16 protein-coding genes and 1 riboswitch are annotated in these 17597 nt (G+C 63.6%); of the genes, 7 read left to right on the forward strand and 9 right to left on the reverse strand.

What is annotated here, in order from left to right:
• Positions 1-229: 229 nt before the first annotated feature.
• From AOT83_RS27820 to AOT83_RS07615, 3 genes are all read right to left on the reverse strand, one after another.
• Positions 230-463, reverse strand: a complete 234-nt coding sequence (locus tag AOT83_RS27820) for a hypothetical protein (protein ID WP_057965570.1) — start codon at positions 461-463, stop codon at positions 230-232.
• 117 nt (positions 464-580) lie between these two features.
• Positions 581-1465: an AIM24 family protein gene (locus tag AOT83_RS07610; protein WP_057965569.1), complete on the reverse strand. Its 885-nt coding sequence runs from the start codon at positions 1463-1465 to the stop codon at positions 581-583.
• 21 nt (positions 1466-1486) lie between these two features.
• Entirely contained in the window at positions 1487-2146 is a 660-nt protein-coding gene (locus tag AOT83_RS07615) for a VOC family protein (protein ID WP_030097465.1), read from the reverse strand.
• Between the two features lie 51 nt (positions 2147-2197).
• Here AOT83_RS07615 and AOT83_RS07620 point away from each other — a divergent pair, with 51 nt between their 5' ends.
• Together AOT83_RS07620 and fadD8 are read left to right on the forward strand one after the other, a co-directional pair.
• Positions 2198-3295 (forward strand): LLM class flavin-dependent oxidoreductase, encoded by a 1098-nt coding sequence (locus AOT83_RS07620; RefSeq protein WP_030097464.1) that lies wholly within the window; start codon positions 2198-2200, stop codon positions 3293-3295.
• A 139-nt stretch (positions 3296-3434) separates the two neighbouring features.
• Positions 3435-5024, forward strand: a complete 1590-nt coding sequence (gene fadD8, locus AOT83_RS07625) for a fatty-acid--CoA ligase FadD8 (protein ID WP_030097463.1) — start codon at positions 3435-3437, stop codon at positions 5022-5024.
• Here the strand turns inward: fadD8 and AOT83_RS07630 are convergent.
• The gene (locus AOT83_RS07630) at positions 5021-5611 is read right to left on the reverse strand and encodes a TetR/AcrR family transcriptional regulator (protein WP_030097462.1); all 591 of its coding nucleotides are present in this window, start codon (positions 5609-5611) and stop codon (positions 5021-5023) included. The genes fadD8 and AOT83_RS07630 overlap by 4 nt on opposite strands.
• Positions 5601-6020, reverse strand: a complete 420-nt coding sequence (locus AOT83_RS07635) for a PaaI family thioesterase (protein ID WP_030097461.1) — start codon at positions 6018-6020, stop codon at positions 5601-5603. Before AOT83_RS07635 ends, AOT83_RS07630 begins: the two co-directional genes overlap by 11 nt.
• Before the next feature lie 99 nt (positions 6021-6119).
• Positions 6120-6329, forward strand: a riboswitch (cobalamin riboswitch).
• Positions 6330-6468: 139 nt separating this feature from the next.
• Here AOT83_RS07635 and metE point away from each other — a divergent pair.
• From metE to AOT83_RS07655, 4 genes are all read left to right on the forward strand, one after another.
• Complete coding sequence (gene metE, locus AOT83_RS07640) at positions 6469-8733, forward strand: 5-methyltetrahydropteroyltriglutamate--homocysteine S-methyltransferase (RefSeq protein WP_057965568.1); 2265 nt, start codon at positions 6469-6471, stop codon at positions 8731-8733.
• Positions 8734-8832: 99 nt separating this feature from the next.
• On the forward strand, positions 8833-9732 hold the full coding sequence (locus AOT83_RS07645; protein WP_030097459.1) for a mycobacterial-type methylenetetrahydrofolate reductase: 900 nt from the start codon (positions 8833-8835) through the stop codon (positions 9730-9732).
• Between the two features lie 61 nt (positions 9733-9793).
• Positions 9794-10324 carry a GNAT family N-acetyltransferase gene (locus tag AOT83_RS07650; RefSeq protein ID WP_057965567.1) on the forward strand — a complete coding sequence of 177 codons (531 nt, stop codon included), beginning with the start codon at positions 9794-9796 and terminating at the stop codon, positions 10322-10324.
• A gap of 98 nt (positions 10325-10422) precedes the next feature.
• Positions 10423-11250: a DUF6578 domain-containing protein gene (locus tag AOT83_RS07655; protein ID WP_057965566.1), complete on the forward strand. Its 828-nt coding sequence runs from the start codon at positions 10423-10425 to the stop codon at positions 11248-11250.
• Between the two features lie 72 nt (positions 11251-11322).
• On the opposite strand, the gene AOT83_RS07660 is transcribed toward AOT83_RS07655, so the two are convergent.
• From AOT83_RS07660 to prpD, 3 genes are read right to left on the reverse strand one after another with little or no spacing between them, the layout of a single operon-like run.
• Positions 11323-12444 carry a bifunctional 2-methylcitrate synthase/citrate synthase gene (locus AOT83_RS07660; protein WP_030097457.1) on the reverse strand — a complete coding sequence of 374 codons (1122 nt, stop codon included), beginning with the start codon at positions 12442-12444 and terminating at the stop codon, positions 11323-11325.
• Positions 12441-13361 carry a methylisocitrate lyase gene (gene prpB, locus AOT83_RS07665; RefSeq protein ID WP_057965565.1) on the reverse strand — a complete coding sequence of 307 codons (921 nt, stop codon included), beginning with the start codon at positions 13359-13361 and terminating at the stop codon, positions 12441-12443. Before prpB ends, AOT83_RS07660 begins: the two co-directional genes overlap by 4 nt.
• On the reverse strand, positions 13358-14872 hold the full coding sequence (prpD, locus tag AOT83_RS07670) for a 2-methylcitrate dehydratase PrpD (RefSeq protein WP_057965620.1): 1515 nt from the start codon (positions 14870-14872) through the stop codon (positions 13358-13360). The genes prpB and prpD overlap by 4 nt, the downstream gene beginning before the upstream one ends.
• Positions 14873-14991: 119 nt before the next feature.
• On the opposite strand from prpD, the gene AOT83_RS07675 reads away from it, so the two are divergent.
• On the forward strand, positions 14992-16413 hold the full coding sequence (locus AOT83_RS07675; protein ID WP_057965564.1) for a short-chain fatty acyl-CoA regulator family protein: 1422 nt from the start codon (positions 14992-14994) through the stop codon (positions 16411-16413).
• Here AOT83_RS07675 and AOT83_RS07680 read toward each other — a convergent pair.
• The gene (locus tag AOT83_RS07680; RefSeq protein WP_057965563.1) at positions 16404-17591 is read right to left on the reverse strand and encodes an MFS transporter; all 1188 of its coding nucleotides are present in this window, start codon (positions 17589-17591) and stop codon (positions 16404-16406) included. The genes AOT83_RS07675 and AOT83_RS07680 overlap by 10 nt on opposite strands.
• Between the last annotated feature and the right edge of the window lie 6 nt (positions 17592-17597).

The following is a 17597-nucleotide window of genomic DNA, read 5'->3' on the forward strand; positions in this document are numbered from 1 at the left end:
TCAATTACCGGTCGAACGTGTACATCAAGAGATTGACGCGTTGTTCCGTCGCGACGCCGATGTGTTCGGCGAGGACCTTGCAGCGTACCGAGGCCATGTTCAGCGAGTCGCTGGTCTCATTGGCTTGCAGTTTCCCGTGGGCGTAGAGACATGCCGACCTGTAGCGGTCGCTGTGTACTTCCATGACTCGGCGGTTTGGTATGACCAGACCTGGGATTATCTTCCTCAATCACGCCGGCGAGCACTGGCAGAGCTGCGACCCGAAGAACAAGGTTTCTCGTCGGTAGTTGATGCGATGATCGACGAACATCACCGAATACGCCGCGCCAGACATCCGCACCCTCTGGTCGAGGCGATGCGGAGAGCAGATGCTGCCGACATCAGCGGCATACCGGCGTTGGCCCGCGTGCGCCGGGATGAGTATGGGCAACTGCTCACCCGTTACCCCCGTGCTGGCTTCCACCGCGTGCTTCTCCGAGCTTGGCGCCGTGGGGTTCGTGAAAGCGTCTTTCGACCTGCACCGATGCTCAAATTTTGAGGCACTGATCCGGGGCCGGGAGCTGTTGGGGCTGATGACGCTCTAGCCGGCGGTGACGACAGGAACGCCCTCGGATGGTTGCACGATGACGAATCCCTGGCCCTGGAATGAGACTTGGAGTGCCTCGCCCGAACCGCGGCCGATGAGGGCGCCGGCCTTGAAGCTCGTCTTGAGCTGTGTCTGAAGGTTGGCCGACCACGCCACCACGGCGTTCGTGTCGGCGAATGTCGGCGCCTCTGCGGCATTGAGCACCACCGGCGGACCGTCGGTAGTCAAGGCCACCCACCCTGTTCCCCTCAATGTCGTGTTGAACAGGCCGCCGGTGACCATGCTGGCGCCCTTGACCCGCTCGATGTTCCAGTTCAGGCCTGCCGAGAAGGCCAGCACGTTCTTGCCGCTGATCGAAAGGCCCGCTTTGTTGAGGTTTAGTAGATGAACGTCGAAGGCGCGCTCGGCCAGGAATACGTCGCCCTGGCCCGAACACCGCATGAGCGGCAAGCCTTCTCCGGTGAGTGCCTTCTTCAAGAACTTCGCCGCACCGCCGCCTTCGAAGGCGAAATCGACATTGCCCTGGTAGGCCACCATTGATCCTTGACGCGCCAGGAATGGCTCGCCAAGGCGAACGCGCAACAGTTTGGCGTTCTGGTTCGAGATTGGTTTGGCCTCATTCTCGCTAAAGCGGCCGTCCACCAAATCTCCACTGATACCTGAGAATTGGTCCCCGAGAGGTTGGGCCTGTGCTGCCGGTTGTGCGGCTTGGGTTGATGGGCTGGGCTGTGGGGCGGCCGGTGCGGAGCCTCCGAGCGGAGCTGAACTGACTTTTCCCTGATGGGCTACCTGATCCGTCCAGCGGTGACCGTCGTGCCAGCGGAACTCGAATCGTCCGTCGGGGTCGGGTTGCCAGCTTCCCGGGTTCGGAGTCGTCATAGACCCCAACCTAGTCGGCGGCTAGCGCTGTTCAATCAAAATTGTGGGGACTGCCAGCCCTGGATCTTTGACCGTCGCGACTCTGGTGCCTGGCTTGTGGCCGTCTCGGATGGCACTGAGAGTGACGTCGGCATCCGTTAGCCGAGCATGCGAGGCGTCAATATCATTGGTGCGCCAGGCGATTCCCCACAGTGAGTCGGGTCCGGCGGGGTCGTCATCGCGCAGCACCACCTCAACCACCAGGCCCGCGCAGCGGAAAAACAGTTGGTGTACGCCCCACGACTGCATGCGGTCCAGGCGCAGATCGAAGCCGAGCCGTCCGCAGAGCGTCGCGATGATCCTGTCGCGATTGGGGGAGAACAGCACCAGGTGATCGATCTGCTCGCTCACCGGGGCCGCGTGTGTTGCCGGTCGCGCGCGTAGTCCCAGGGTGAGTCCGTCGGCCTGTCCTGCTACGAGCTCCCCGTGCGAGGCCAGTGCTAGGCCGCGGCGATCGACCGTCCGCGCCGCGGACGACAGGTCTGCGACGCCGAACAGCAACCCGGGGTGCGTTGCCCAATCCGGGAGCCCGAGATGGAGCTGGGGGTGCGGAGTGTCGGTTCCGAGCAGCCGCGCATAGGCAGCCTTTGCGTCAGCGAGATTTGGAACGTCGAGAAGCACCGAGTCCAGTTCGGTGATCATCAGAACATTTCCTCCCTGCCGGACCGGGGTCCGTTTCGGCATACTGACGATATGCGCTTTCAGCTTCTCGACATTGTCTTCTATCTGCCGAACCCCGCCACGGGGGCATTGGCGCCCGCCGCCGACCGGCTGAACCGCGTGGTCGAGACCGCGGTCTTGGCTGAAAGCCTGGGTTTGGATTCCTTTGCAGTCGGGGAGCGGCATGCGGGAGACGTGCTGTCTTCGGCGCCCACGGTACTGCTGGGAGCGGTGGCTGCGGCGACCGAACGGATCCTGTTGTCCACCGGCGTTACGGTGCTCTCCCTCTTGGACCCGGTGCGTGCGGCGGAGGACTTCGCCACCATCGACCAGCTGAGCCGCGGCCGGCTCGAGATCGTCATCGGGAAGGGCAATGAAGACCGGCAGTACCCGTTGATGGGGCTGGATATCGCCAAGCAGTATGAGTACTTGCAAGAGAATTATGAGCTGCTACGGCGGCTACTGCGCGAGGAACACGTCGACTGGACAGGCACGCACCGGCATCCGCTGGCCGACGCGACAACCCTGCCCAGGCCGTACGACGGGCCGTTCCGGATCTGGCATGGGTCGGCGACCTCGACGTTCGCGGTTGAACTCGCCGCGAAGTGGGGCGATCCGATAGTCACAGCAAATGCTTTGCAGCCCAAGGAGAACTACAAGATTCTCATCGACAGGTATCGGGAGTTGTACGCGCAGAACGGGCACGACCCGGCCAATCTGCACGTGGGTGCGGGTTCGGGAGGGCTCTACCTGGCGGATACAACCAAACAGGCCATCGCGCAGTACCGGCCGATCTACGAGGCACGCCTGGCGCAGATGGCCAAGCTCAAGGACCACCCGAAGGCCGTTGGCAAGTTTCCTTCCTTCGAATCCATCGAGGACGCGGCGGATCGCGGCCCGGTGCTGGCCGGTTCGCCGGAACGCGTGGCCGAGAAGATCATCCAGTGGCATGAGGCCTTCGGCCACGAGTTCCAGTCGATTTCGTTGAGCCCTGAGGCCGACTTCGAGGAGCAGAAGGACACCCTGCGCCGATTCGCCGAAGAGGTGGTCCCGCTGGTGAAGGCGGAGATCACGTCGACGTTGTGGGGTGCGCAGGACGCGCAGCGGGCCAAGGGATTCACCGCAGTCTGAGGGGCATCCGTCGCGGGCAGCGCTTGTAAGGCCATTGACCCCGGTGCAGCGGGGCAGGAGCGCGTTCTTGCCCAAAACTAGAACATGTTCTAACGTCGAGCGAAGTGCCTGATCGGCGACTATCCACTCAAGGAGCGCGATGCCTGACTCATTTGACCTGCTGCACGGGTCGATCAACTCCGGGCACCTGCTGGTCGCCGCGCTGAAAAAGAACGCGAGCGCGCCTGCGCTGGTGCTCGGGGATGTGACGCTCACCGGCGCCCAGATGGCCGACGAGATCAGCAAGTACATCCAGGCCTTCACCGCGCTGGTGCCGGATCCGACCGATGGCCAGGGCATGCTGGCCCTGAACCGCCCCGAGGTGCTGTTGGTGATCGGCGCGGGGCAGCTGCTGGGCACCCGGCGTACCGCGCTGCATCCGCTCGGTTCGCTCGACGATCATGCGTACGTGCTGGCCGACGCCAAGATCACCACCCTCGTCATCGACCCCACGCCGCAGTTCGTGGAGCGCGCCGCCGCCCTGGTGGAGAAGGTACCGACGCTGACCCGCGTGCTGACGCTCGGGCCGGTGCCCGCTGAGCTGGCTGAGGTGGGGCATGACCTGGTTGCCGCGGCCGCAGGCTTCGAGGCGAGGCCTTTGGTTCCGATCAACTTGTCGCCGGATCACATCAACGGCCTTACCTACACGGGTGGCACGACGGGCAAGCCCAAGGGCGTCATCGGAACCTCACAGTCGATTCTCACCATGACGCAGATCCAGCTGGCCGAGTGGGAGTGGCCGGATCGCCCCAAATTCCTGATGTGCACCCCGCTTTCACATGCAGGGGCGGCTTTCTTCATGCCGACCCTGATGAAGGGCGGATCGATGGTGGTGCTGCCCAAGTTCGACGCGGGCGCCGTGCTGGCGGCAATCGAGGAGCACAAGATCACCGCCACCATGCTGGTGCCGTCGATGATCTATGCGCTGCTGGATCACCCGGATTCTCAGACCCGCGACCTGTCGTCGTTGCAGACGGTCTACTACGGCGCCTCGGCCATCAACCCGGTACGGCTCGCGGAGGCGATCAAGCGATTCGGGCCGATCTTCGCGCAGTACTTCGGCCAATCCGAAGCGCCCATGGTGATCAGCTATCTGGCCAAGGGCGATCACGACACCCAGCGGCTCTCCAGCTGTGGCCGGCCCTCGGCGTTCCTGCGCACGGCGCTGCTCGACGAGAACGATCAGCCGGTGAAGCAGGGTGAGCCCGGCGAGATCTGTGTGGCCGGTCCGCTGGTGGCGGGTGGCTATTGGGGGCTGCCCGAACAGACCGCCGACACGTTCAAGAACGGCTGGCTGCGCACCGGCGATGTCGCACGCGAAGACGAGGACGGTTTCTGGTTCATCGTCGACCGAACCAAGGACATGATCGTCACCGGTGGTTTCAACGTGTTCCCACGAGAGGTGGAAGACGTTGTCGCCGAGCATCCCTCGGTGGCGCAGGTCGGCGTCATCGGGGTGCCCGATGAGAAATGGGGCGAGGCGGTGACGGCGATCGTGGTGCTGCGTGCGGATGCCGACCACAGCGGCGACGCGGTGTCCAAGATGACGTCCGAGATCCAGTCCGCGGTCAAGGACCGCAAGGGTTCGGTGCAGTCACCCAAACACGTGATCGTCGCCGACTCGCTGCCATTGACCGCGCTGGGCAAGCTCGACAAGAAGGCCCTGCGCCAGAAATACGCCACGGTCTAACTCTCGCGGGCGAGAAGCTCCCGGGCGCTGGCCCGGACGAACTCGCGCAGCCACGGCGCGGGCTCGCCCCTGTCGGGCAGGTGACGGCGCACCGCTGCGTACGGCATGTCGATCAATGCGAACATCGTTTTGTCGATCAGTTCGGGAGTGATCGCGCCGAACCGATGCCTGGTGTACTCGCGCAACGCCGTGCGGACCCGTGAGTTGAGTGTCGTGAGCTCCGCGGCGAGGGTGTCGGGCCAGTGCGCGACCAAATCGGCCTTCTCGTACTGGAGTAGCAGCTGCGCCTCGTTGCGGTTCGCCGCAGTCCAATCGAAGGCGTGGTCAATGGTCGCCGTAAGTGCATCGTCGAGATCCGGCAGACACAGGGCCGCGAGTATCCCGTTCTGATAGCGGGCGATCGATCGCAGCCAGAGCCGGGCCATGAGCTCGTCACGGCTGGCGAATCGGTGATAGATCGAACCCGACGGTGCTCCGAGGATGCGTCCGATGGCGGAGGCGGTGGCCGCTGGTGGGCCGCCCGAGGTCACCAGGGCCAGCGCCGCGTCCAGGATGTCGTCCGCGGTGTACTGCGCTTTACGCCCCACGGCGCCGGACCATGCTCGTGCCCTGAGCAACCGCAACCAGCTTGGTTTTGCCGTCGTGACCTTCGACGGAGATTTCGCAGCGGCCCAGCGCCTTGGTGCGGCCGGCGCTGACCAGCGAGGCATCCGCGAGCAGTCGCACCCCATCGCCCGCTGGGGACACGTACTCGATGGTGTATCCGCTGGTCACAATGTCCGCACCCAAACCAAGGGCGCAGGCGTAGGTGATCGCGTTGTCGGCGAGATAGCTCAATACGCCGCCGTGGATGAACCCGTTCTGCTGCCGCAGCTCGTCACGGATATCAAGTGCGAGCCGGATTCCGGACTCATCGACCCGGCACACGGATGCGCCGAGGAGGCGACTGAAGGGCTGCGCATCGAGCACCCGCTGAGCCTGGTCCAGGGTGATCACGATATTAGAGAATAGTCGCTAATATTTGTGTTGGATAGCGCGCATATGATGAGAAACGCAGCTGGTCTGCTGGTAGTGGCACGGGTTTTATCCGAGCCGTTATCAGCATCGAGTGCCGGGCCCTCGGGTCCGGCATAAGAGGGAACCCGGTGAGAATCCGGGACTGTCCCGCAGCGGTATGCAGGAACGACAGTCGTCATATGCACTGGGTTGAGCACCAACAAGCCTGGGAAGCGGCGGCCAGTAGGAAAACCTGAGTCCGGGTAAAGCCTGTAAGTCCGAAGACCTGCCAGCTGTGCCGGGTGCGCCGCACCCGGCGGATCATCGCCTCGCGGAATGGGCGTATGGCCGAAGCGGTTTCACCGAGCAGATATCTGTCGCGGTGGTTCCGTGCTCGGTTCTTCGTCCCCGGGCGGTGGCTACCCCGCTGTTGATGAAGGACTAATTCATGACTGCTCTACCTTTGACCGCCACCACGCTCGGATCCGCGCGTATCGGCCCGCGGCGTGAACTCAAGAGGGCTACCGAGAGCTACTGGGCCGGACGTACCAGCCGTACCGAGCTCGAAACTGTCGCCGCAGGGCTTCGGCGCGACAATTGGACCGCATTGGCGGCCGCCGGGCTCGACTCCGTACCGGTGAACACCTTCTCGTACTACGACCAGGTGCTGGACACCGCGGTGCTGCTGGGAGCGCTCCCGCCCCGTGTCGCCGGTATCGCCGATGAGCTCGATCGTTACTTCGCCGCCGCTCGCGGCAATGATGATGTGACACCGCTGGAAATGACCAAGTGGTTCGATACCAACTACCACTACCTGGTGCCGGAGATCGGGCTGGACACGAAGTTCGAACTGAACCCGGCCAAGCTGTTCGGAGAGCTGAAAGAAGCTCAGGCGCTGGGCATTCCGGCACGTCCGGTCGTCGTCGGTCCCATCACCTTCCTCGCGTTGAGTAAGTCAGTCGACGGCGCCCCCGCGCCCATCGAACGGCTCGACGAGGTGGTGTCGCTGTACGAGCAGCTGTTGGTGCAGCTCGCCGAGGCAGGCGTCGGCTGGGTGCAGATCGATGAGCCGGTGCTCGTCACCGACATCCTGCCGAATGGTCCCGAACTGGCCGAGCAGGTGTATGGCCGTCTCGGCACGGTGGCCGATCGCCCCGCGATCCTGGTCGCCACCTACTTCGGGGACCTCGGTGCCGCACTGCCGGCGCTGGCACGTACCCCCGTCGAGGCGATTGCCGTCGACCTGGTCTACGGGTCCGCATCGGGTGTGGCCTTGGTGCCAGAGCTGGCCGGAAAGACCATCGTCGCGGGCGTTGTCGACGGACGAAACATCTGGCGCACCAACCTGGAGTCCGCGCTGAGCACCCTGGGGACGCTGTTGGGATCCGCCGGTGCCGTGGCAGTCTCCACGTCCTGCTCGACGTTGCATGTGCCCTATTCGCTGGAACCGGAGACCGAACTCGATGACCAGCTGCGCAGCTGGTTGGCCTTCGCCGACGAGAAGGTCAAGGAAGTTGTGGTGCTGGCCCGGGCACTGGGCGGGGATCGCGACGCCGCGGAATTCGCGGCGTCGAATGCGGCTGTCGAATCTCGCAAGACGGATCCGCGTCTGAACAACGGCCAGATCCGTGCGCGGCTGGATTCGATTCTGGCGGCTGGTGTTTCCCGCGGTGACGCCGCAGAGCGTCGCCGCAGCCAGGATGAGCGTCTGCAGCTACCCGAGCTGCCGACCACCACCATCGGGTCGTTCCCGCAGACAGTCGAGATCCGCAAGGCCCGTCAGGCCCTGACCAAGGGCGAGATCGACGAGGCCGAGTACGTGCGGCGGATGCGTGCCGAGGTTGCCGATGTTATTGCGCTACAGGAGAAGCTGGGCCTGGACGTGCTGGTCCACGGTGAGCCTGAACGCAACGACATGGTGCAGTACTTCGCCGAGCAGCTCGACGGATTCTTTGCCACCCAGAATGGCTGGGTTCAGTCGTACGGCAGCCGCTGCGTGCGCCCACCGATCCTGTACGGCGATGTCGCACGGCAGAACCCGATGACCGTCGAGTGGGCCACCTATGCCCAGTCGCTGACTCCCAAGTACGTCAAGGGCATGCTGACCGGGCCGGTGACCATCCTCGCGTGGTCCTTCGTGCGTGACGATCAGCCGTTGGCGGATACCGCTAACCAGATCGCACTGGCCATCCGGGACGAGACGGTGGATCTGCAGGACGCCGGGATTGCGATCATCCAGGTGGACGAGCCCGCATTGCGCGAGCTCCTGCCGCTGCGCTCGGCGGATAAGCCCGCATACCTGGACTGGGCGGTCGGTGCGTTCCGGCTGTCCACCTCGGGTGTGTCCGATGCGACCCAGATTCATACGCATCTGTGCTACTCGGAGTTCGGCGAGGTGATCGGTGCGATCGCCGATCTGGACGCTGACGTCACCTCCATCGAGGCGGCTCGCTCGCATATGGAGGTGCTCGACGACCTCAACGCGATCGGATTCTCCAACAGCGTCGGCCCGGGTGTGTACGACATCCACTCGCCGCGGGTGCCCTCGACGGCCGAAATGGCGAACTCGCTGCGTGAGGCGCTGCAGGCCGTTCCGGCCCAGCGTCTCTGGGTCAATCCTGATTGTGGCCTGAAGACCCGGAAGGCTGACGAGGTAACTGCCTCGCTGGCCAACCTGGTGGCGGCTGCGACCGAGGTGCGTGCGGGCGCCTAGTTCCCGACGAACGCGCGAGCAGTCCCCTTCGCGGGGGACTGCTCGCGCGTGAATTTGATTGGTGTATAAACCATTAGCGAGACTAATCGGAGGTCCTTGGTGTCCATGAATACCGTTGCGCTGGAGCTGGTGCCTCCCAATGTCGATGGCGGCCTCGAGAAGGCATCCGAAGAACTGCAGAAACTGTCCAGGTTCTCGGCGGAGTTCGGCATCGATGGGCGCATCGACCACGTCATGATCCCGTCGATGATCGTGGAAGACGCGGATCGTCCGCTGGAGATGAAGCCGAAGCTGGATGTCGTCGACTATTGGTCGATCATCCGGTCGGAGCTACCCACTATGCGGGGACTGTGCACGCAGGTCACTTCCTTTTCGGATGAGACGTCGTTACGGAGCCGGCTGACCGGCCTCACGGAAGCCGGGATGGACGGCGTGATCTTCGTCGGCGTACCGCGCACCATGAGCGACGGCGACGGTTCGGGCATTCCACCGACTGATGCGTTGTCGAAGTTCGATGACATCGTCGACAACAGGGGAGTGATCCTGATCCCCACCCGCAGTGGCGAACAGGGCCGCTTCTCCTTCAAATGCGACAAGGGTGCCACCTTCGCCATGACCCAGCTGCTGTATTCCGATGCGGTGGTTGGCTTTCTGCAGGAGTTCGCGCGCGCAACCGAACACCGGCCAGAGGTGTTGCTCTCGTTCGGTTTCGTCCCGAAGCTGGAGTCCAAGGTCGGGCTCATCGACTGGTTGATCCAAGACCCCGGCAATGAAGCTGTTGCGCGCGAACAGGATTTCGTGAAGTCGCTGGCTGCCTGCGAACCAGATGTCCGGCGGCCACAGCTTGTGGATCTCTACAAGCGAGTCATCGATGGAGTGGCAGACCTCGGCTTTCCTCTGAGCGTGCATTTCGAAGCGCCGTACGGTCTGGCCAGGCCGGCCTTCGAGACCTTCGCGGAAATGCTGGAGTACTGGTCGCCGGTACCCGAGACCTCCTGACGCAGACCCGGTCTACGGAATTCCTTTGACCACGTTGTAATTCGTGGTTGAGACTGGTCGCATGGAACCTACCGAGTTGCAGACGGACCGGCTGGTTCTGCGCGCGGTCACTGCTGCGGACGAGGCTGCGATTGTCGAAGCGTGCAACGAACCGCAGATCGCGTACTACCTTCCGCTGCCGGTTCCGTACACCCGTGAAGACGCCCGGAGTTTCGTCGCCAGGTCGGCGCAGGGATGGGCGGACAACGCGCGATACGGCTTTGGGTTCTTCCTCGCCGACACAGATGAACTCGTGGGCACCTGTTCACTTAAGTCGATTGCGCCTGGCGTGGTGGAAGTCGGGTATTGGTCTGCCTTACGGCATCGCCGTAAGGGGCTGACAACAGAGGCCATTCGGCGGCTGTGCCAGTGGGGATTTGACGCGCTGGGCGCGCACCGCATCGAATGGTGGGCGGTCGTCGGCAACGATGGCTCGCGGGCGGTGGCGCAAGCCGTCGGATTCGACATGGAGGGCTTGCTGCGTCAGCGTGGGTATCGGCGAGAGGCCCCGGCGGATTGGTGGGTTGGCGGGCTCTTGTCCCGGCCCGAGTGACGGGGTGTTGACGCTAGGCGTGATGCTGGCTAACCTTTGGATTCGGTACACCGGGTCCGGAGCGTTCGTGCTCCGTTCGTCTAACACCCGGTTCTTCAGTGAATAACAAGATTCTCAATCGAAATGAATCGCTTGTATACCTGGGTATTTCACATTGGGAATACCAGTGCTGCGGTAGGACTCCCGAGATAGGCCAGTCTGTCGATTGGCAGATCTCTGCCCATCCCGCTGAGGGTGGCTACCTACTGGCATCGGCTGCTACGGTCGACTGGGACGAGGACCGCGAGATCGTCCGGTTTCCCTACGGTTGTGCGAGCTGGGATCCAGCACTCGGAGATCCTGCGAATGCGCTGGTAATCCTCTGGGCTACTTGGCATGACAGCCAAAGCTGGCCCCGTCTTCGGGGTGTCGTCGAGGAGCTGTATGAGGTGTCGGCCACTACCTGTCTGAATGAGTCCGGTCAGGTGAGCCAAGAGCCGTCATCGTTTCAGTACCGGCCCACCGAACTCGCAACACGTTGGCCAGATCACCCGCCGTCGGGTGAGATGGGGCATCGAGTGATGACCGGATCCGTTGTGGGTCTGCGTGTGACCTCAGTAGTGGAGCCGACCGGCGATGACATTGAGGCGCTGCGTGATGCGCGAGATCGTGGCCGCAGGACGTTGCATCTATTCGGGCCACCAGACGCGTTTGGCGCGGTGATCCCATCGCGGGGAGATCGAGTGACGGTTGATCTGGCGGATCCGCGGCTGGGCGTGGACGATACGCGTGGCTACGCGGGTGTTGTCACGGGCATTGCCGGGCAAGTAAGTCGCGCGGTGCACTCACCAGATGGCTTCTACACCAGCTTCCTCAACATCGACCCGGAGGCGCCCCCGGCGGACGAGTTTTTCATCCAATTGCTTTGCGACAGGATGCCGAACTAGCCAGCTCGAGTGTGCGGTTTGTGTCGATAATTAGCGAGATTTCGACACAAACCGCACACTCGGCGATCGCACTTACGACGCGAGTGACCGCTGGGGCTTACCGGAGTATTCGCTCAGCGGCCTGATCAGGGCGTTGGCCGCTGCTTGCTCCATGATGTGCGCGGTCCAGCCGGTGATCCGGCTCATCACGAAAATCGGTGTGAAGCACGGGATATCGAATCCCATAAGGTAATAGGCGGGCCCGGTGGGGAAATCGAGATTGGGCTTGATTCCGGTGGCGGCATCCATCTCGGATTCCAGCACCTTGTAGATCTCGAGCCATTGGCGACCGTCACGAACCCGGGCCACGTCCTCCAGCGCCGCGCGCATCGTCGGCACCCGGGAATCGCCGTTCTTGTATACGCGGTGCCCGAAGCCCATGACCTTTTCTTTACGGGTCCGCTTGCCCTGCAACCATTCCGCAGCCTTGGCGGCGTCGCCTATCTCGATCATGTCGTGCATGACGGCCTCGTTGGCTCCGCCGTGCAGGGAGCCCTTGAGTGCGCCGATCGCTGCGGTGACCGCACTGTAGATATCGGATTGTGTCGAGGTCACCACGCGGGCGGCGAAGGTCGAGGCGTTGAAGCTGTGCTCGGCGTACAGGATCATCGACTGTTCGAACGCCGTGACGATCACCGGGTCCGGTACCTCACCGAAGCACATCCGCAGGAAGTTGGCCGAGTAGCCGAGGTGGCTGTGGGGCTGAATGGGGTCCAGCCCACGGCGGCGCCGCATGTCGGCCGCGACGATCGTCGGCAGCACCGCGAACATGCGAAGCGACTTGGCGTAGTTGGCTTCCGGAGTGCTGTCGTCTTCGGAAGGATCCTCGGCACCCAGGACGCTGATGGCGGTGCGCACCACGTCCATCGGATGGCAGGTCTCCGGCAGTTTGGCCAACAGCGCCATCAGGGAACGGTCCAGGCGGCGCTGCGCCCGCTCGCGTTGGTTGAACAGCGCGAGCTCGGCATCGTTCGGCAACTCGCCATGCCACAGCAGGTAGGCGACCTGCTCGAAGCTGCACTGGGCGGCTAGGTCCTGTACCGGATATCCGCGGTACGTCAGCGAGTTGGTCTCGGGCACCACCTTGGAGATGGCGGTGGTGTCCACCACGACGCCGGCAAGTCCCTTGTGAATGGTCGGGGTCGCGGTGGTCATCGGGCTCCTCCTCCATTGAGGCTGAAATTGAAGATCTCGGTGTCGAACTGGTTGTATTCGGAATAGCGGAGCAGCTCGTACAGACGGCTGCGGTGCTGCATCTGGTCCAGCAGGCCAGACTGTGTTCCCGCCGAATCGATTTCGCGCAGACCCTGCTCCACGGCGAACATCGCGAGCCGCAGGGTCGTGACGGGATATATGACGACGTTGTACCCGACGTCGCGGAGCTGGTCGGCCGTCACGAGTTCGGACTTTCCGAATTCGGTCATGTTGGCGAGCAAGGGAACATCGACCGCGGCACGGAACTTCTCGAACTCGCCGATATCACTGAGTGCTTCGGTGAAGATGAGATCCGCGCCCGCGTCGGCATAGGCCTTTGCGCGGTCGATTGCCGCGGGCAACCCCTCGATGCCCGCGGCATCAGTGCGGGCGCAGATCACGAAGTTGGGGTCGCGCCGGGCGGAGACCGCCGCACGGAGCCGCCGAACCATCTCGGCGCTCTCGACGACGGCCTTGCCGTCAAGATGCCCGCACCGCTTGGGATTCACCTGGTCCTCGAGATGAAGGCCGGCTACTCCGCTGTCTTCGAGCACGGCGACCGTGCGTGCCGCACTCATCGGCTCGCCAAATCCTGTGTCGGCGTCGATCAGGGTCGGCAGGTCGGTGACTGACGCGATCTGACGGCCGCGGGCCGACACCTCCGTGAGCGTCGTCAATCCGATATCGGGCAGCGCGAGATCGGCCGACAGTACGGCACCCGAGACGTAAACACCCTCGAACCCGACCTCCTGGATCAGCTTGGCCACCAACGGCGAGAACGCGCCGGGAAAACGCAGCAGTTCACCGGAAGACAAGCCCGCCCGGAACGCGGCACGCTTGGTGGCCGCGTCCGTGGCGGAGGCAAGAAGCGTGCTCACTTAAAGATCCCCTCCGGTGTCGTGGGCGCCTTGTCGAGAACTACGGCATCCACGAGCGGGTTGAGCGCACCCAGTGAGCCGGCCTTCAGATCGGCCAACCCCTGTGCCACCGAAAGGAATCGCTCCTGCTCGTGCTGCTCGATGATGCCGTCGGACAGCACGGTGAATTTGTTGATGTAGTTCTCCCGGGCGAACGGCCGCGCCCCCAGGGGATGTGCATCGGCGATCGCGAGCTCATCGGTGATCACCTCGCCGTTCTTGAGAGTGACGACGGCCTTGCAGCCGAACGCCTTCTCGTCTGGGTTAGTTGAGTGGTAGCGACGAGTCCACTCGGGATCTTCGACGGTGCTGATCTTGTTCCAGAGTTCGATCGTTTCGGGGCGGTGTGCGCGTTCGGGCGCGTAGGAACGTTCGTGATGCCAGGTGCCGTCCTCCAAGGCCACGGCGAAGATGTACATGACCGAGTGGTCGAGTGTCTCGCGCGAAGCGTCGGGGTCGAACTTCTGCGGATCATTCGATCCGGTGCCGATCACGACATGCGTGTGGTGGCTGGTGTGTAGCACGATCGTCGCAATCTGATCCAGGTCGCCGATGCGCTCGCGCATCCTGCGGGCCAGGTCGATGGGCGCCTGGCTCTGATACTCGGCCGAGTGCTCCTTGGTGTAGCTGTCCAGGATCGCGCGCTTCTCCTCACCCGGGCCAGGCAGCGGCACCTCGTAGACCTTGTCGGGACCGCCGAGCAGCCAGGCGATCACGCCGTCTTCGCCCTCCCAGATGGGGGACGGAGCACCCTCGCCGCGCATGGCGCGGTCGACGGCCTCGATGGCGACCTTGCCGGCCCACGCCGGGGCATAGGCCTTCCAGCTGGAGATGAGTCCCTTGCGGGACTGCCGGGTCGCGGTGGTCAGGTGTAGGGCCTGGCCGATGGCCTGATAGATCGTCTCGGTGTCGAGCTTCAGCATGGTGCCCAGGCCGGCGGCGACCGAAGGGCCGAGGTGTGCGACGTGGTCGATCTTGTGTTCGTGCAGACAGATTCCGCGGGTGAGGTTGATCTGAGTTTCGTACGCGGTGGCCAGACCGCGAATGAGGTCCGCCCCGCCGATGCCGAGCTGCTGGGCCACGGCCACCAGCGGTGGAATGTTGTCGCCGGGGTGCGAATAGTCGGCGGCCAGAAAGGTGTCGTGGAAGTCCAGTTCGCGTACTGCGACGCCGTTGGCCCACGCCGCCCACTCGGCCGAGTAGCCACCGCTGACACCGAAGACATTGGCACCACGTCCACCGGACGACACCGCATGGGCCTGTGCCTGTCGGCGTGCGACGGTGACGGGACGGCGGATGACCGACGCGGCGCTGACGGCGGCGTTATCAATGATCCGGTTGATGACCATCGCCTCGGTGTCGGCGGGAACGGCAACGGGATCCGAAGCGACCTCGGCGATCTTCCAGGCGAGGTGTTGGTCGCGAGGGAAGACGTCGGCGCTGCGGCGGGTGTGTACGGAGTGAACGTGCATGATTCGCACATTACGCACGTGGTCAGTAGATAAAAAGACCATGTAAATGCGTATTTCTGTATCCTTAGTTCGCATATCTTGCAAACATTGCGAATGGTTATGGAGTTATCCTGGCGAACATGTCCAGACCGTTCGCCGGAGCGCGGTTGCGGAGGTTGCGCGAGGAGCGCGGCCTGACGCAAGCGGCGCTCGCACGCGTCCTGGATTTGTCGACGAGTTACGTCAACCAGCTGGAGAATGACGCGCGCCCGGTGACGGTCGCGGTGCTGCTGCGCCTCACCGAACGATTCGATCTGTCACCGCACTATTTCTCCCCGGACTCCGACGCCCGGCTTGTCGCGGACCTTGGCGAGATATTCACCGAGGCTGCCGTGGGCGAGATCAGTGACCTGCAGCTCGAAGAGCTAGTCGCCCGGATGCCGTCGGTGGGTCAGACCCTGGTGGGCATGCACCGCAGGCTGCGGGACGTCACCGCTGAGCTGGAGAGCTATCGCGCGACCGAGAATGCGGCCACGATCGGTGATTCGATAAGAGAACCGCTGCGTCCCATGCCATTTGAAGAAGTCCGCGACCTTTTCTACGATCACAAGAACTATCTTGGTGAACTCGACACCGCCGCCGAAGATCTATTCGAGCACTACGGGCTGCACATCGGCGGTCTCGACACGCAGCTGGCCACGGTCTTGAAGCAAGACCACGGTATTGCCGTCACCGTGGCCAAGGGTGGGGCGCTTTCGGATTCTTCGAAACGCCGGTTCGACACGGACGCAGGGGTTTTGCGTATCGCGCATTGGCTCACGCCCGGCCAGCGCGCATTTCAAATGGCCACGCAGCTGGCGCTGTTGACGCAGACCGAAACCATGGCGGCAATTCTCTCCGGTGCCGAGCAGCTGAGCCCCGAGGCCATTGGTGTGGCCCGGATCGGGTTGGCCAACTACTTCGCTGGTGCTTTCCTGTTGCCGTACAAACAGTTTCACCATGCGGCGGAGTCCACTAGATATGACGTCGACATCCTGGCGCGACAGTTCGAGGTCGGGCATGAGACCGTTTGCCACCGGCTGTCGACCCTGCAGCGCCCCTCCATGCGGGGAGTTCCGTTCATTCTGGTCCGGACCGACCGTGCGGGGAACATCTCGAAACGCCAATCCGCCACGGCGTTTCACTTCTCCAGAGTGGGTGGAAACTGCCCCCTGTGGGTCGTTCACGAGGCGTTCTCGAATCCGGGACAGTTTGTGACCCAGGTTGCCGAGATGCCCGACGGCCGCACGTACTTCTGGGTGGCACGCACGAGTAGTACATCAACAGGCGGATTCCTCAGCACACCAAAATCGTTCGCGATCGGTCTGGGATGCGATATCGCCCATGCGCATCGTCTGGTGTACTCGACGGGGATCGCCATCGACGATCCGTCAACCGCGGTGCCGATCGGCCCGGGCTGCAAGGTGTGCGTCCGCGATTCCTGTGCCCAGCGAGCTTTTCCCTACATCGGCCGCAGCGTCCACGTCGACGAAGACGCCAGCAGTCGCCTGCCTTACACCTGATCGGCATGCCGCAGCACTGTGGGTGCGGCGGCGACCAGCGCGACCAGTTGAATCACGCCGACCACCCCGATGAGCATGGGAATCGACACCTCATAGAGGTACCCCGTGAGTGTCCCGCCGACGGCGGTTGCCGTGCCGAGCACAGCGGCGTAGACCCCATATGCGGTGGCCCGTCGTGCGGGCGGCACCAGGTCTGCAACCACCGCACGCAGGGTGGATTCCTGAATCCCGATGGCGGCACCCCATAACAGCGCGCCAAGCACGATGCCCATGAGTGAGTCTGTGAATGCCAACATGGGCACGACCGCGCCGACAATAGGCAAGACCACAAGGGTTTTGGGGCCTATCCGGTCGTACGTCCAGCCGGAGAACAGGGCGGATATGGCGGCTGCGGCCATCGCGACGGCGTACACCAACGGCACCGCGGCGGGCGCCAGGATGCCCCGGTCGACCATGTGAAATGACAGCACGCCAAACGTCGCGAACCCGGACACGGTGATCCCGGAGAACCCCGCGTACAGCCAAAAACGCATCGGTAGTTGGAGTTTTTGGCGCGCAGTGGGTGAGTCATGCCTGTCCGCACTGGCCTCATACCGTTCCGGGTGGGGCACCCGGCGGCGAAGCCAGAACAACAGAGCCAACGCCGCGGCACCGGGGACCGCCAGCACGGCGAACGTCGGCAGATAGTTCCCGTGGGTGAGGGTGAGCATGCCCGCGACGACGAGTGGGCCGGTAATCGCACCGACCTGGTCCATGGCCTCGTGCACCGCGAAGCCCCTGCCACGGCCGGTGACGGAGGTGGCGTGCGACAGCAAGGTGTCCTTGGCGGGGCTGCGTACCGCCTTGCCCACCCGTTCGGCGATCACCAACGTGGCGGCAACCCAGAGCGCGCTGGCCACGCCCAGGAACGGGACGGTGATCACGGTCAGTGCGTAACCGGCGATGGTCCAGGTCCAGAACATGCGGGTGCGGTCGGTGAGTGGGCCCGACACCAGACGCAGCGCCAGGGCGGCGGCCTCGCCGATTCCGGTCACGACGCCGACCACGAGAGCCGATGCCCCGAGCGATGCCAGAAGTGGTCCGGTGATCGAGCGCGCGCCCTCATAGACGATATCGGCGAACATGCTGATGACGCCGAATGTCGTGACGAATCGCCAGGCCGAAAGACGTTGTGGCACAGCTGG

The sequence above is a fragment of the Mycobacteroides sp. H001 genome, assembly GCF_001440005.1.
In the GTDB taxonomy this organism is placed as follows: domain Bacteria; phylum Actinomycetota; class Actinomycetes; order Mycobacteriales; family Mycobacteriaceae; genus Mycobacterium; species Mycobacterium gwanakae.

Bases quoted from the DNA above. Each gene is read 5' to 3' on its own strand.
- AOT83_RS07675 (WP_057965564.1), top strand. From the start codon at position 14,992: ATGTCCAGACCGTTCGCCGGAGCGCGGTTGCGGAGGTTGCGCGAGGAG.
- fadD8 (WP_030097463.1), top strand. From the start codon at position 3,435: ATGCCTGACTCATTTGACCTGCTGCACGGGTCGATCAACTCCGGGCAC.
- AOT83_RS07610 (WP_057965569.1), bottom strand. From the start codon at position 1,465: ATGACGACTCCGAACCCGGGAAGCTGGCAACCCGACCCCGACGGACGA.
- metE (WP_057965568.1), top strand. From the start codon at position 6,469: ATGACTGCTCTACCTTTGACCGCCACCACGCTCGGATCCGCGCGTATC.
- prpD (WP_057965620.1), bottom strand. From the start codon at position 14,872: ATGCACGTTCACTCCGTACACACCCGCCGCAGCGCCGACGTCTTCCCT.
- AOT83_RS07620 (WP_030097464.1), top strand. From the start codon at position 2,198: ATGCGCTTTCAGCTTCTCGACATTGTCTTCTATCTGCCGAACCCCGCC.
- AOT83_RS07650 (WP_057965567.1), top strand. From the start codon at position 9,794: ATGGAACCTACCGAGTTGCAGACGGACCGGCTGGTTCTGCGCGCGGTC.
- AOT83_RS07660 (WP_030097457.1), bottom strand. From the start codon at position 12,444: ATGACCACCGCGACCCCGACCATTCACAAGGGACTTGCCGGCGTCGTG.
- AOT83_RS07615 (WP_030097465.1), bottom strand. From the start codon at position 2,146: ATGATCACCGAACTGGACTCGGTGCTTCTCGACGTTCCAAATCTCGCT.